The sequence below is a fragment of the Synechocystis sp. CACIAM 05 genome, assembly GCF_010222815.1.
In the GTDB taxonomy this organism is placed as follows: Bacteria; Cyanobacteriota; Cyanobacteriia; order Cyanobacteriales; family Microcystaceae; genus Synechocystis.
Genome location: NZ_CP019225.1, coordinates 3256210 through 3270106 on the forward strand (window position 1 = coordinate 3256210; position 13897 = coordinate 3270106).

General features: G+C 49.2%; 11 protein-coding genes and 1 tRNA gene. 9 read left to right on the forward strand and 3 right to left on the reverse strand.

The window, feature by feature from the left end; all coding sequences use genetic code 11:
* Window positions 1–93: 93 nt before the first annotated feature.
* Window positions 94–177 (reverse strand) — tRNA-Leu (locus BWK47_RS15280).
* Window positions 178–323: 146 nt separating this feature from the next.
* On the opposite strand from BWK47_RS15280, the gene BWK47_RS15285 reads away from it, so the two are divergent.
* The 8 genes from BWK47_RS15285 to proC all read left to right on the forward strand — a co-directional run bounded on the left by BWK47_RS15285 (window position 324) and on the right by proC (window position 9305).
* Window positions 324–2126: an aspartate kinase gene (locus BWK47_RS15285; RefSeq protein ID WP_162329313.1), complete on the forward strand. Its 1803-nt coding sequence runs from the start codon at window positions 324–326 to the stop codon at window positions 2124–2126.
* Window positions 2127–2404: 278 nt separating this feature from the next.
* On the forward strand, window positions 2405–4123 hold the full coding sequence (locus BWK47_RS15290; protein WP_162329314.1) for a hypothetical protein: 1719 nt from the start codon (window positions 2405–2407) through the stop codon (window positions 4121–4123).
* 56 nt (window positions 4124–4179) lie between these two features.
* Window positions 4180–5055, forward strand: a complete 876-nt coding sequence (locus BWK47_RS15295) for a hypothetical protein (protein ID WP_204250424.1) — start codon at window positions 4180–4182, stop codon at window positions 5053–5055.
* Window positions 5056–5397: 342 nt separating this feature from the next.
* Window positions 5398–5553, forward strand: a complete 156-nt coding sequence (locus tag BWK47_RS15300; protein WP_162329316.1) for a hypothetical protein — start codon at window positions 5398–5400, stop codon at window positions 5551–5553.
* Window positions 5547–5783, forward strand: a complete 237-nt coding sequence (locus tag BWK47_RS15305) for a type II toxin-antitoxin system Phd/YefM family antitoxin (protein WP_162327077.1) — start codon at window positions 5547–5549, stop codon at window positions 5781–5783. Before BWK47_RS15300 ends, BWK47_RS15305 begins: the two co-directional genes overlap by 7 nt.
* Window positions 5780–6163 (forward strand): type II toxin-antitoxin system VapC family toxin, encoded by a 384-nt coding sequence (locus BWK47_RS15310; RefSeq protein ID WP_162329317.1) that lies wholly within the window; start codon window positions 5780–5782, stop codon window positions 6161–6163. Before BWK47_RS15305 ends, BWK47_RS15310 begins: the two co-directional genes overlap by 4 nt.
* Before the next feature lie 116 nt (window positions 6164–6279).
* A complete protein-coding gene (locus tag BWK47_RS15315) occupies window positions 6280–8364 on the forward strand; it encodes a M3 family metallopeptidase (RefSeq protein ID WP_162329318.1) in 2085 nt (694 codons plus the stop codon).
* Window positions 8365–8501: 137 nt separating this feature from the next.
* Window positions 8502–9305 (forward strand): pyrroline-5-carboxylate reductase, encoded by an 804-nt coding sequence (proC, locus tag BWK47_RS15320; RefSeq protein WP_010874161.1) that lies wholly within the window; start codon window positions 8502–8504, stop codon window positions 9303–9305.
* A 14-nt stretch (window positions 9306–9319) separates the two neighbouring features.
* On the opposite strand, the gene BWK47_RS15325 is transcribed toward proC, so the two are convergent.
* Together BWK47_RS15325 and BWK47_RS15330 are read right to left on the reverse strand one after the other, a co-directional pair.
* A complete protein-coding gene (locus BWK47_RS15325) occupies window positions 9320–10789 on the reverse strand; it encodes a glycoside hydrolase 100 family protein (protein ID WP_162329319.1) in 1470 nt (489 codons plus the stop codon).
* Window positions 10790–10985: 196 nt separating this feature from the next.
* Window positions 10986–11663, reverse strand: a complete 678-nt coding sequence (locus BWK47_RS15330) for a class I SAM-dependent methyltransferase (protein ID WP_162329320.1) — start codon at window positions 11661–11663, stop codon at window positions 10986–10988.
* A gap of 145 nt (window positions 11664–11808) precedes the next feature.
* Between BWK47_RS15330 and speA the strand changes: the two genes are divergently transcribed.
* Window positions 11809–13896: a biosynthetic arginine decarboxylase gene (speA, locus tag BWK47_RS15335; protein ID WP_162329321.1), complete on the forward strand. Its 2088-nt coding sequence runs from the start codon at window positions 11809–11811 to the stop codon at window positions 13894–13896.
* The last annotated feature ends 1 nt before the right edge of the window (window position 13897 follow it).

The window sequence follows — 13897 nt, forward strand, 5'->3', positions numbered from 1 at the left end:
ATATGGTAACGAATTTGATACACGCAATGACTAGCCCGTTTTAGTTCCATTACGGAATTCTAATACTTTGGGGTTGCTTATTAAACTCTAAGATGCGGAACCCGGGACTTGAACCCGGAAGTCCTTACGAACACTAGAACCTGAATCTAGCGCGTCTACCAATTCCGCCAGTTCCGCTTGCGGTGGTTTTGCTTACCGAAAGATCATCATCCCCCAGGATTGACTGGAAGTCAACAGGCTTTTGTCAAGAAATAATAGCGGCTTAATTTTTTTGATACCATGGGGAACTGCCGACTTTTCCCCGGCCCTATCCCGAAATCACCATGGCATTAATCGTTCAAAAATTTGGCGGCACTTCCGTTGGCACTGTGGAGCGTATTCAAGCGGTGGCCCAACGCATTAAACGAACTGTGCAGGGAGGCAACTCCCTGGTGGTGGTGGTGTCGGCCATGGGAAAAAGCACCGATGTGTTAGTGGATTTAGCCCAACAGATTTCCCCCAATCCCTGTCGCCGGGAGATGGATATGTTACTTTCCACCGGGGAACAGGTATCCATTGCTTTGCTGAGTTTAGCCTTGCAGGAAATAGACCAGCCCGCCATTTCCCTCACCGGGGCCCAAGTGGGTATTGTCACCGAAGCCGAACATAGCCGAGCCCGCATTTTGGAAATTCGCCCCGATCGCCTGGAGCACCATTTACGGGAAGGAAAAGTGGTGGTGGTGGCCGGATTCCAGGGCATTAGCAGTGTGGAGCATCTAGAAATTACCACTCTGGGGCGGGGTGGTTCGGATACTTCCGCTGTGGCCCTGGCGGCGGCTCTGAAGGCAGATTTTTGTGAAATTTACACCGACGTGCCGGGGATTTTAACCACCGATCCCCGTTTGGTGCCGGAAGCCCAACTCATGGCGGAAATCACTTGTGATGAAATGTTGGAGTTGGCCAGCTTAGGAGCAAAAGTACTTCATCCCCGGGCGGTGGAAATTGCCCGTAATTACGGCATTCCCTTGGTGGTGCGTTCCAGTTGGAGTGATGAACCGGGTACTAGGGTGGTGGCTCCTCCGGTGCAAAACCGTTCCTTGGTGGGGCTAGAAATTGCCAAAGCAGTGGACGGAGTGGAATACGATGCCGATCAAGCCAAAGTTGCTCTGTTGCGGGTGCCCGATCGCCCTGGGGTGGCATCAAAATTATTTCGGGATATTGCCCAACAACAGGTGGACATTGATTTAATTATTCAATCCATCCACGATGGCAACAGTAATGACATTGCTTTCACCGTAGTCAAGGACCTATTGGGCACCGCCGAGGCCATTACCAGCGCCATTGCCCCGGCCCTCCGCAGTTACCCCGAAGCGGATCAAGAAGCGGAAATCATTGTCGAAAAGGGTATCGCTAAAATTGCCATTGCTGGAGCAGGCATGATCGGTCGCCCTGGCATCGCTGCCAAAATGTTCAAAACCCTGGCTGATGTGGGGGTCAACATTGAAATGATTTCCACTTCGGAAGTGAAAGTTAGTTGTGTTATTGATCAACGGGACGCAGACCGGGCGATCGCCGCTTTATCCAATGCCTTTGGGGTAACTTTATCTCCGCCTAAAAACCAAACGGACACTTCCCATTTACCAGCGGTGCGGGGGGTAGCTCTAGACCAAGACCAGGCCCAAATTGCCATTCGCCACGTGCCCGATCGCCCTGGCATGGCGGCCCAACTGTTCACCGCCCTAGCGGAGGCTAATATCAGTGTGGATATGATTATCCAATCCCAACGCTGTCGCATTAATCAAGGCACTCCCTGCCGGGACATTGCTTTTATGGTGGCGGAAGGGGATAGCAGTCAGGCTGAGGCGATTTTGCAGCCCCTGATCAAAGATTGGTTAGATGCGGCCGTAGTGGTCAACAAAGCCATTGCCAAAGTCAGCATTGTTGGTTCCGGCATGATTGGGCATCCGGGGGTGGCGGCCCACTTCTTTGCTGCCCTGGCCCAGGAAAATATCAACATTGAAATGATTGCCACCTCGGAAATCAAAATCAGTTGTGTGGTGCCCCAGGATCGGGGAGTGGATGCTTTGAAAGCTGCCCACAGTGCTTTTAATCTGGCTGGCACGAAAACCGTCACTGTTCCGGCTTAGATAAGCATTGATTATTAAGAGCTAATTTCTAGAGAAAATCTTAATAGATCTCAATTCCCTATCTGACAAGCATTCAGTATGTTTGTAGGTTTTGCTATACCAAGCACTGAAAGCGCTGTTGTTACATGACCTCAGCAGACTTATGAAATCAAATCCAAGATAAAACCTATGCGATTTTTATCTAAACCTCAATATTTTAGTCTATCGTCGGAACTTACCAAAAATTGCGGTAGAATCCAAACAAATTGGATCTACTTGGTGTGTGGAGAGAAAGACAAATGAGCATTATCAGGCAAATTCCATTGCCCGTACTACTAGCGACAGTTTTAACTTTGGGGATAGGATGCATCCAGGGTAATGCTGAAACTTTAACTGCCTCAGAATTCGAGGAGACTAAACCTTTCCGTTCCACCACAAGTCAAATTTCTACCCTGACTCATATTATTGTGACCGATGATGGAGTGATTATTCCCATAGTTGCAGATGGTGTCATATATCCGCCGGAGATCAAATCTGATGAAAATCGTGTATTTCTAACTCTACAGGGCTTAGAGCTAGCACCATCCATCTCCATTGAGTCCCGAAACACCCGCCCAGAAGCTTCCCTGGTTAAACGTCGTCTCAGAGTTAAGCAAACCGAACCAGGGGTAGTGGAAATCAGCCTCACTGCCGGCCAACAGGAATGGACTTTGACTCCCTATAACCAAGGTCTTTCCCTCGTTCCCACGGCGATCGCCCGCAGTCAATGGAGTGCGCCAACCGTTGGTCAAGCGGAACTATCTTCTGAAATGCCACAAGCTTTCCCTGTTAAGGAAGACATGGTGGCAACGGAGGAGAATCTACCAGAACAGACCACAGTTCTATCACCCCTCTCTGGGCCCAACTCCCTTGGGATTCCAGAGGAAGTTGACGAAGTGAAAATAATTGCCCAAGCTGAACGGAAAGTAGAAATTAAAAACGTTGAAGAGCTCCAAATTGTCAGCGCCCCGGTGATTCCCTCTAACCTGTATGTGAAAAACCCAAATGATGACAACCAGGAAAATGCTGATTCAGAACAACCAAAACTAGTAGCAGAAGTAGTTGAACAAATTCCCTCGAATTCCTCGGAGATAATGGCGTCGAACGAGACCAACAATGAAATTCAGGAAGTTACCTCCACTAAGGTGGCTAGTGTTCCCACATCTGCAGTTAGCCCCGGCTATTCTAACAACTTCCCATTTTTGCTGGCTCAATCTCCTCCAGGGCAATCGACTGTAGAAGAATTGAGGGAGCAGTTACTCATTCCCCCAATCGATGACGCCAAATTAGCTCGAGTCTACTACCCCACCCTAACCTTTGGAGTACCCAGTGCTTTTGGTCCCAGCTGGGGAGACATTTACATCAGTGGAACAGGAGCTACCCCTGGTAACGATCGAGATGGGCAAGTGGATGGCAGCATCAGCATGGGTTTTGGTTTAGGCGATCCCGTCGAAAACGTTGGTCTCAATTTTGCCTATAACATTGGCAGTATCAACAACTTTGGTCAGAACGGTACCTTTGATATGTCCGCTTCCCGCATGGTTTACCAGGACCCCATCACTGCAGTTGCCATAGCCGCCGGTTGGAGCGATTTCGCCCGTTATGGAGGGAATGCTGTTCAGGACTCAACCGTTTGGGGGACAGTGACAAGCTATTCCTTCCTGCGGCCTGACGATCCCGTTAATAAACTTCCTCTATTGCTGTCGCTGGGCGTCGGAGGAGGTTATTTCCGTCAGGATCCGGCTAGCACCGGTGTTTTTGGGGGCGTGGGCCTACAGATAGCACCTCAAGTTGGGGTGGGCATACAATGGAGTGGAGTAGGTTTAAACCTCGGTCTTTCCTTTGTTCCTGTCCCCACTATTCCCTTAACCCTCACAGCAACAGGGACGGATTTAACCAATAACAGCCCTGGGGGAACTCGGTTTGTTTTTAGTCTGAGCTATGGCTTCAACTTCTTGCCCTCTCCCGGATCGAGATAGCTCTCCATAAAGGGCAGTGATGTTTTTTTGACTTTTCATTCTTTGGTGGTGACACAATGATCAAAAAATTTGCTTGGGCGTTGAGTCCTTTATTAATGGTTACTCTTTCTTGCCCCCAACCTTCTTTTGCCGGTTCCACGTCGGCGGCTACCAGTGGTGGAAACTTTGGCAGCTATAGCAATACCGTTTTTACCGTTCCCAATGTCGGCAACATCCCCGACGCTGACTTTTTCCGCACAATACTAGGGGAAATACCAGACCCCATTATTGTAGATGTCATCGTAGAAGGGAGAACCATTAGCACAGAAACCTTTGCGACCTTCGAGACAGCCTATGATTATCTGGTATCAGTTATTGAGCGGGCAGACCCCAATGAAATTATTACGGTACGAGCGGGAACAGCAACTATCACCATTGTGCGGCAGTTTGCACAGGCTAGCGCTGGCATCAAAGACTTAGCCAGTACCGCTGATTCTAGTTTGACGGTGGCTTCATTGTCCATGAATAGGGGTTTGGGCATTGAGTCGTCGCAAATTGCCCAAAGTGAGACGGCCACCAACACCCTTACCTTTGAGAGGGAAAATGAAAAAGTCGGTGAGTTAACCATTGAAACTAACCCGGACCTGGCCGACGTTGCTTCTATTGTGGCAGCAATATCCTTTGCGGCAGGTATTGACCTTGACCAGGTGGGGACGGCAAGCAACATGGTACTGGCCGGTGCAGATCCAGACTCCACTGCTTATTTGATGTTAGCGATGCGGAAAATCCAGAATAGCGACCAAGTTGATATCAGAGTCGTGGATTTTGCCATCAACACCTTCAACGATATTGTCAACAAGGGAAATTTAGAAACCATCAGTGCTTTGGGTGATTTACCTGGATTTTTATCCATTCGAGAAACCTTGGTTGCCGCTAGTCTGGCATCTCCCTAGGGCTGAGGATTTTTTTGAAAATTTCAGGCTGTCTGGATCCTATGTTAATGGGTTAACGGATGTATATCCTTCTGTTTCCCCTATGCCAGCCCAACGAATTACAACTTATAACTAATAAAAGTAGGTCGCGGTAAGTTCCCCTTTACTTTACAGATGGGGTTCTTATTCTGGCCAGTGTTGAGTGTGTAAGGTATTGAAGCACCTCGTCAAGGGCGGTTTTGACCCCCTGGAAGTATTTTCTGCCGTTGTTAAGCTAAAGAAAATGATCACAGTTGCCTGTGGTATTTTTTCATTCGATTCTTTTCGGTACGACTTTCGACAATTTTCGCTAATATTTCCCTTATGACTACCGCCGCCGTTGCCAATCTCCCACTTCAAGGTCGGGGTCTGCCTGCTTTCGATAAAATTCAAGCCACCGATGTGGAGCCCGCAGTGACCATCTTGGTGCAAGAACTAGAAGCCCAGTTAACCGAGTTGGAAGAGGAAATCTTATGTTAAACGTTACTGTTGAAGAAATACAGTGTGATCCTTTGAAATATCTTCAGCAAGTAGAGGCAGGTGAGACTATCGTTATTGTTAGATTTGACAAGCCGATCGCCGAACTCAAACCTATTACCAGTAGTAAGCAATTGCGACCGTTCGGTTTGTGTGCAGGCGAGTTTACCGTTCCAGATGATTTCGATGATCCTCTTCCGGAAGATATTCTCAGTGCATTTGAGGGCAAATGAGGATTTTGCTAGATACGCACATCTTTTTGTGGTTTATCAGTGGCGATACCCAGTTATCAGCGGGTGTTCGGGATGCAATTCGTGATCCAGACAATGAGGTCTACCTGAGTTCAGTTTCTGTCTGGGAAGCAATTGTCAAATACCAGTTGGGCAAGCTTCCTCTACCAGAGTCTCCCGAAACGTATTTGCCTAAACAGCGCGAGCTTCATCAAATTGCCAGCCTTGCTCTTGATGAGAGTACTGTGATTCAATTGGCTGAACTGCCACCACTACATCGTGATCCATTTGACAGAATGCTTGTCTGCCAAGCCTTACAGAATTGTCTGACAATTGCGACAGTAGATTTAGCAGTTCGTGCCTACTCAGTTAGTGTCATGTAGCAGCGCAGACCAACAACGTTGCCTGATTTTTTCATTGCCTTCATGTCAGAATTTAGGGAGTGGTTTATCCACAAGCATTTTTCCTCTGACCCAAACTTTTCTGTTTTTCCATCACCATGACCCACACCGCCATTGCCAATCCGCTCCTTCAAGGCCGGGGTTTACCTGCCTTTGACAAAATTCAACCCACCGATGTGGAACCGGCAGTGACCACCCTGGTGCAGGAATTAGAAGCCCAATTAACTGAGTTGGAAAAAACTGTGCAGCCCACCTGGGAAGGATTGGTGGAACCCCTAACGGCCCTGGAGGAAAAGCTGAGTTGGACTTGGGGCACCGTTTCCCATTTGATGGGGGTGAAAAATAGCCCCGAATTGCGCCATGGCTTTGAACAAGTGCAACCGCTGGTGGTGGGTTTCATTAGCCGTTTGGGGCAAAGTCGTCCCCTTTATGAAGCCTTTGTGGCCCTGCGGGATAGCGCCCAATGGGGAAATCTAGAGCCAGCCCAGCAACGCATTGTGGAAAGTAATATCCGGGAAGCGGAACTGGGGGGCGTAGGGTTAACGGGGGAAAAACGGGACAGGTTTAACGCCATTCAATTGGAACTGGCGGAATTGGCCACCAAATTTTCCAATAATGTGTTGGATGCCAGCCAAGCGTTTGAGTTGAAACTGACCACCAAGGAAGAAATTGCCGGCTTGCCGCCGAGTTTATTAGCTTTAGCGGCCCAAACTGCCCAACAGAAAGGGGGAGCAAATGCCACCCCAGAGGAAGGTCCCTGGCTAATTACGTTGGACTACCCCAGCTATCTTCCTTTTATGAAATATAGTCAGCGGGAGGATCTGAGGGAAAAGGTTTACCGAGCCTTTATTCGTCGGGCGGCGGATGGGCAGTGGGATAACCATCCCTTAATTGAGAGAATTTTGGCGCTACGACTGGAAAAGGCCCAGTTGCTAGGTTTTGACACCTATGCGGAGTTGAGTTTGTCCCGCAAAATGGCCCCCAATGTGGCGGCGGTGGAAAAACTGCTGGAGGAGCTAAGGGTTCCCAGTTACGAGGCGGCGGCCCAGGAATTTGCTGATTTGCAAAAATTTGCTGGGGTGGAAAAATTACACCATTGGGATACGGCCTATTGGTCAGAACGGCAACGGGAACAGGAATTTGATTTTGATGCGGAGGCTCTGCGGCCCTATTTCCCCCTGCCCCAGGTACTGGAAGGATTATTTGCCTTAGCTAAGCGGCTATTTGGGGTCACCATTCAAACTAGTGAAGAAGAGGTTCCTGTTTGGCACCCCGATGTGCAATTTTTTCAAGTGTTGGATGAATCGGGCACGGCGATCGCCAGTTTTTATTTGGATGCCTATAGCCGGCCGGCGGAAAAACGGGGCGGTGCGTGGATGGCGGATTGCTTAAACCGGGGTCAGGAATTAATCGATGGGCAAAAATCCCTACGTTTGCCAGTAGCTTATTTAATTTGTAACCAAACGCCGCCGGTGGGGGACCAGCCCAGCCTGATGACTTTTTACGAAGTGACTACCCTATTCCATGAATTTGGCCATGGGTTGCAACATTTACTAACCACGGTTAATTACAGCGGTGCGGCGGGCATCAATAATGTGGAATGGGATGCGGTGGAATTGCCCAGCCAGTTTATGGAAAATTGGTGCTATGATCCCACCACCCTGTTTAGTTTGGCTAAGCATTACCAAACCGGGGAGACCTTACCCCAGGCGGAATACGAAAAAATCCTCGCCACCCGCAACTTTATGACCGGCTCTGCCATGCTCCGGCAAATTAATTTCAGCCTGGTGGATTTGGAATTGCATCACCGCTATCGTCCCGACGGCCCAGAAACCATTGAGCAAATTGGCGATCGCCTGGCGAAAATTACCACCATTTTGCCTCCCCTGCCGGAAAATGCTTTTCTCTGCTCCTTTGGCCACATCTTTGCCGGGGGTTACGCCGCCGGTTACTACAGCTATAAATGGGCAGAAGTGCTCAGTGCCGATGCCTTTGCTGCCTTTGAAGAGGTGGGGTTAGACAACGAAGTCGCTGTGCAAACCACGGGTAAACGTTTTCGGGAAACGGTGTTAGCCCTGGGGGGAAGCTTAGCCCCCGCAGTGGTGTTTGAGAAATTCCGGGGACGGCAACCGGAAACTGCGCCCCTATTGCGTCATAACGGTTTACTACCCAGTGCAACTTGATCCATTGCCCAATTGCATTGACTGAGCAATTAACCTTGCCAACTCCTCTGTTTCCCCTGCGGAATTAGCCGTGGGGTCGGTGGAGTTGGGGGTTCGAGGTATAATTCTGAATACTATTGGGAATAGCCTAAATTACAGTGTCCATTCAACTCGGTATCATCGGCGGTGGAGTAATGGCTGAAGCCATCCTGGCCCGCTTAATCGCAGAAAAGACCTATGCCCCAGAAGAAATAATTGTGGGGGAGCCCCACGGTGCCCGGCGGGATTATCTCCAAAAAACCTATCAAGTTCGGGTTTCCCCCGATAACCAAGAGGCGGCCAATGTTTCTGAGGTGCTGCTGTTGGCTGTCAAACCCCAGGTGCTAGACCGAGTGCTGGCCAGCTTAGCAGGAGGAGCCAATCGTCCCTTGGTAATTTCCATTTTGGCCGGGGTTTCTCTGCAAAGAATTCAAAAGGGTTTTCCCGACCATGCCATCATCCGGGCCATGCCCAATACCCCCGCCACCGTTGGGGCCGGTATGACGGCGATCGCCGCTAATAAAATGGTAGAGCCAGATCAGTTGGCCAAGGCTAAGGCCATCTTTTCGGCGGTGGGCAATGTGGTGGAGGTGCCGGAAAATTTAATGGATGCGGTGACGGGGGTTTCCGGTTCGGGACCGGCCTACGTAGCTTTGATGATCGAAGCCCTGGCCGATGGTGGTGTTTTGGCCGGATTACCCAGGGCGATCGCCCAAAAATTGGCTTTGCAAACAGTGTTGGGCACAGCGGAGTTAATCAAGGAAACGGAGGAGCACCCTGCCCAGATTAAGGATAAAGTTACCAGTCCGGGGGGCACCACCATTGCCGGGGTAGCAGTGTTGGAAAAAATGGGTTTCCGTTCCGCCATCATCGAAGCAGTGCGGGCCGCCTATCGCCGTTCCCAAGAATTGGGCAAAAAATAAATGAACAACGGCATCTAGTGCAGTGCTTGATGCAAACTTTGCAAACTAGGCAGGTCGAACATCAAAGCATCATCGGGGTTAACTTCGGTGAAATGGTGCACTAGCAATAGACCCACAATGGTCCAGGTTTGGTAGGAACGGGACTGTTGCCCTACCCAAAAGCCCGTGGGGCCGTCAAAATACTCAGCCCATTTATGTTTGGGCAAACGGCGCAAAAGTACTTCGTAGTTATTGCGGATTAAATTCCCCATTTCCGCATACTCCACCGTACCGTAGTTGGAATGACAGCTATGGCGGAGCACCGCTACCACCAGAAACCAGAATAAACAGGGCCAATGGCCAGCATTGTGGTAACACCAGGGTAAATTTTTGCGGTCAAAGCCGGTTTTACTGCGCCAATCGTCATCTTTGAGGGGGGGATGGCAAATTCTCAGGGGCATTTGGGCACATAATTCCCGCTGATTATTCAATACCAAACGGAAAAAGGAACGTTGCTGGGCCAAGCTGGTGACGTCAAAAATCGCCCCCAAGCAATTACCCAGGGAGAAAAAGCGAAAATCCGGGCGACCTGTGCGGATATTGCCGATTAAATAGCCTCCTCGATCGCCGAGCCAATCCTGGAGCCAGTTGGGAATGGTTTCTGTGTGGACATTATGTTCGTTGCTGGCTTCTTCACCGTACTGTTCCGTGGGACGGCGGCGGAGAGCTTGGACAATATTGCAATTAATCCAATAATGCTTGAGCAGATAGGTGCGGAGTTTTTTGAGCCAATCCACACTCAGGTTAAATTGATGACTCTGCTCCATCGTGAAGCTGTCAAAAGGATGGTCTTTATTGCTGCAATAACCCTTCGCCTTGAGGTCAATTAACAGTAACCCCGCCGCACTTTTCAGGGCTCCGTAGAGCAGGGTTTGGATTTCCAACGGCGCTCCCCACACATCCATGGGACGGTCAATCATAAAGGCCCCGTCGGGCACAAACAAAGTGGGCGCATCCCGAAAGACTGGATGGAGAATAAGGTTTAAAAACTTTTGTAGCCCCAATTGCACATGGGTTTGTCTAGCCCAAGCTTCATTGCCGGTTCTTTGCACGTAGTAATAGGCCAAAATGGGCCACCAGAGGGACGCATCCACCGAGCAAACCCGACCGATCGCCCGTTGGCCATAGTCTGCCTTGAGTTCATGGTTTTCCGTTTCCACAAAACTGGTGGGAAAAATGCCGTAGGTGGGAAAGCCCTTACTTTGGAGGGTGAGGCAAATTTCCAAAAAGTTTTGGACAATTTCCGTTTCATTTTGCAGTAACAAGAAGATCATCACCGGCACATTATCCCGAATGAAAACTTCCGTATAGTTCAAATCATGGTGATCCGATTGGGGAATGGCCGCCACCGTCCCCACGTATTGCCCATTGATTTTGACCATGGCCTTTTCGTAGAGCAAACGGCGGGCCTGGTCTAGGATTTGTTGAGCCTGGGGGGATTTCATAGCAAAAGATTAGGATTAATCTATGGGTCAAACTTAATTTTCCTGAACTAGTCTGACGATGTAAAGCATTTGGTTTGCTAGGCTGACAGATAGTAGGGTTCTAGCTCGTTCCCTCAATATCCAATATCCCAACACTGGCAGATTTTTACCCGGCTTTCCCTGAAACTGGTGGATCAGGGGATTTTTAAAATTTACCCTAGGCCGACAGATGGGCGATCGCCACATTGCCAATGGAGCTATCAAAGCTAACATTGAGTAATGTTTGCCAACGGGCCAAAATCTCCTGCTCCCCGGCTCGGTTAATATCGTCCAAAATAATGGTGCTGTGGGGAGCCAATTGCGGCTGGAAAAAAGGCAATGCAGGAAACCGTGAGTATTGAATGTCTTCTCGGTAAGCGGGCGGTCCATCTACTAACAGGCAATCAATGGTTTTGTTGGCCGGCAACTGGTGACGGATCTTCTGGCGATCGTACCACTCTCCATTGTCCAAGGCCAGTTCGCAGGGTTCCAAGGGGGCATGAATAAGATGGACGTAGGTAGTTAACTCTTCCCTCGCCAAGGCATTTTGCAACAGATTTAACCAATCCAAATTATTTTCGATGCAGTGGAGTTTCCCCTGCAAACCATTGCGGCGAAATAAACGGGCAATATACAAAGTGGATACACCACCGCCGCATTCCACAATGGATAAATGTTTGCGAATTAAAATTGTGTTGAGAATTTGTACCAATCCACTGGGGCGCAGAGCATAGCCACTCCAGGGCAAATAGTTGCCTGTCAACGGAGCCAAGTACTGCATGGCCAAGCTATCTTCCCAAATTTCTTGCAATCTTTGGTGGTTTGTTTCTGGGGGCAGGAAAGAAGGGTTGGGCATATATGGGCATATAAATTAGTTACAGCGCTTAGGTTAACATCCGTTTAAGCTATGGCAGAAGAAAGCCTTGCCGAAGCTATTCTATGCTAGATTCTGTCGGGGGAGTGTAACAATCCAAAGCAGTTATTTTTTGTTGGGGCAAGCCATGGAAGGGCAGTCAATCGAACTAGAACTAAGTGTCATGGCAATGCCGGAGTTAACCGACAGTACCGAAGCAGGCCATACCGCTGGGGTGAAAACTGATTCCAATTCCCAGGCGATCGCCCAAGACCGTCGTTGGACCATTGACGACAGCGAAAACCTCTACCGCATCACTGGTTGGGGGGAACCTTACTTTTCCATTAATGCGGCCGGCCATGTGACCGTTTCTCCCCAGGCTGACCATGGGGGAGCATTAGATTTGTACGAATTGGTCAAGGGTTTGAGGCAAAGAAATATTGGCTTGCCTTTACTGTTGCGCTTTTCTGATATTTTGGCTGACCGCATCAATCGCCTTAATGCGGCCTTTGCCCGGGGCATTGCCCGTTACCGCTATCCCAACACCTACCGGGGGGTTTATCCCATCAAGTGCAACCAGCATCGCCACATTGTGGAATCCCTGGTGCGCTACGGCACTCCCTATAATTTTGGCTTGGAAGCCGGTTCTAAACCGGAGTTGATGATTGCCTTGGCCATGCTCCAACCCCAGGAGAACCCAGAGCCGGATCAACAAAATCAGCCTTTACTAATTTGTAATGGTTATAAAGACCGGGAATATATTGAAACCGCCTTGCTAGCCCGTCGTCTGGGGCATCGGCCGATTATTGTGGTGGAGCAGGTGGCGGAGGTGGCTTTGGCCATCGAAATTTCCAGCAATCTGGGCATTAAACCAATTTTGGGGGTAAGGGCCAAACTCAGTACCCAGGGCATGGGCCGTTGGGGCATTTCCACTGGCGATCGGGCTAAATTTGGTTTGACCATTCCGGAAATGTTGACGGCGATCGAGCAACTGCGCCAGGCGGAGATGTTAGATAGTCTGCAATTGCTCCATTTCCACATTGGTTCCCAGATCTCTTCCATCTCTGTGATCAAGGAAGCGATGACAGAAGCTAGCCAAATTTTTGTCCAGTTGGCCAAGCTGGGGGGCAATATGCGCTATCTCGATGTGGGGGGCGGCCTAGGGGTGGATTATGACGGTTCCAAAACCAATTTTTACGCTTCCAAAAATTACAATATCCAGAATTACGTTAATGATGTGATTTCGGCAGTGCAGGATGCCTGTGTGGCCGCTGAGATTCCCTGTCCTGTGCTGATTAGTGAAAGCGGCCGGGCGATCGCCAGCCATCAGTCAGTACTCATTTTCGATGTTGTGGCCACCAATGATATTAATCCCCCTTTGCCCAAGGTGAAGGCTAAAGACCATGCCATTTTGCGCAATTTGATGGAAACCTGGGAAACCATTACGGTGGATAATTACCAAGAGGCGTACCATGACGTGGAACAGTTTAAAACTGAGGCGATTAGTTTATTTAACTTTGGTTATTTAGGCCTGAAAGAAAGGGCTAAAGCAGAGGAACTTTATTGGGCTTGTTGCCGTAAAATTCTACAAATTTGCCGTCAGCAGGAATATGTTCCCGATGATTTGGAAAATTTGGAAGTTAACTTGGCTTCTATTTACTACGCCAATATGTCGGTGTTCCAATCGGCCCCGGATTCCTGGGCGATCGACCAACTTTTCCCGATTATGCCCATCCACCGTTTGGATGAAGAACCCACCCAGAGGGGCATTCTAGCGGATATTACCTGCGACAGCGACGGCAAAATTGACCGATTCATTGACCTGCGGGATGTCAAATCAGTGTTGGAACTGCATCCTTTAATGGAAGTGCATCAGCCGGGAACTCCCCCTAGGGTGGAACCCTATTATTTGGGCATGTTTTTGGTGGGGGCTTACCAAGAAATTATGGGTAATTTACATAATTTATTTGGGGACATCAATGTGGTGCATATTCAGATGAATCCGAAAGGTTACCAAATTGAGCATTTAGTGCGGGGAGATACCATTGCCGAAGTGTTGGGCTATGTACAATACGATCCCGAAGATTTGCTGGAAAATATGCGGCGCTACTGTGAACAGGCCATGGAAGATAAACGTATGAGCTTGGAGGAAGCCCAATTATTGCTGGAAAATTACGAGCGCAGTTTGTTGCAATACACCTACCTCAAGCCAACTTCAGGCATCCACACCAGCTAAA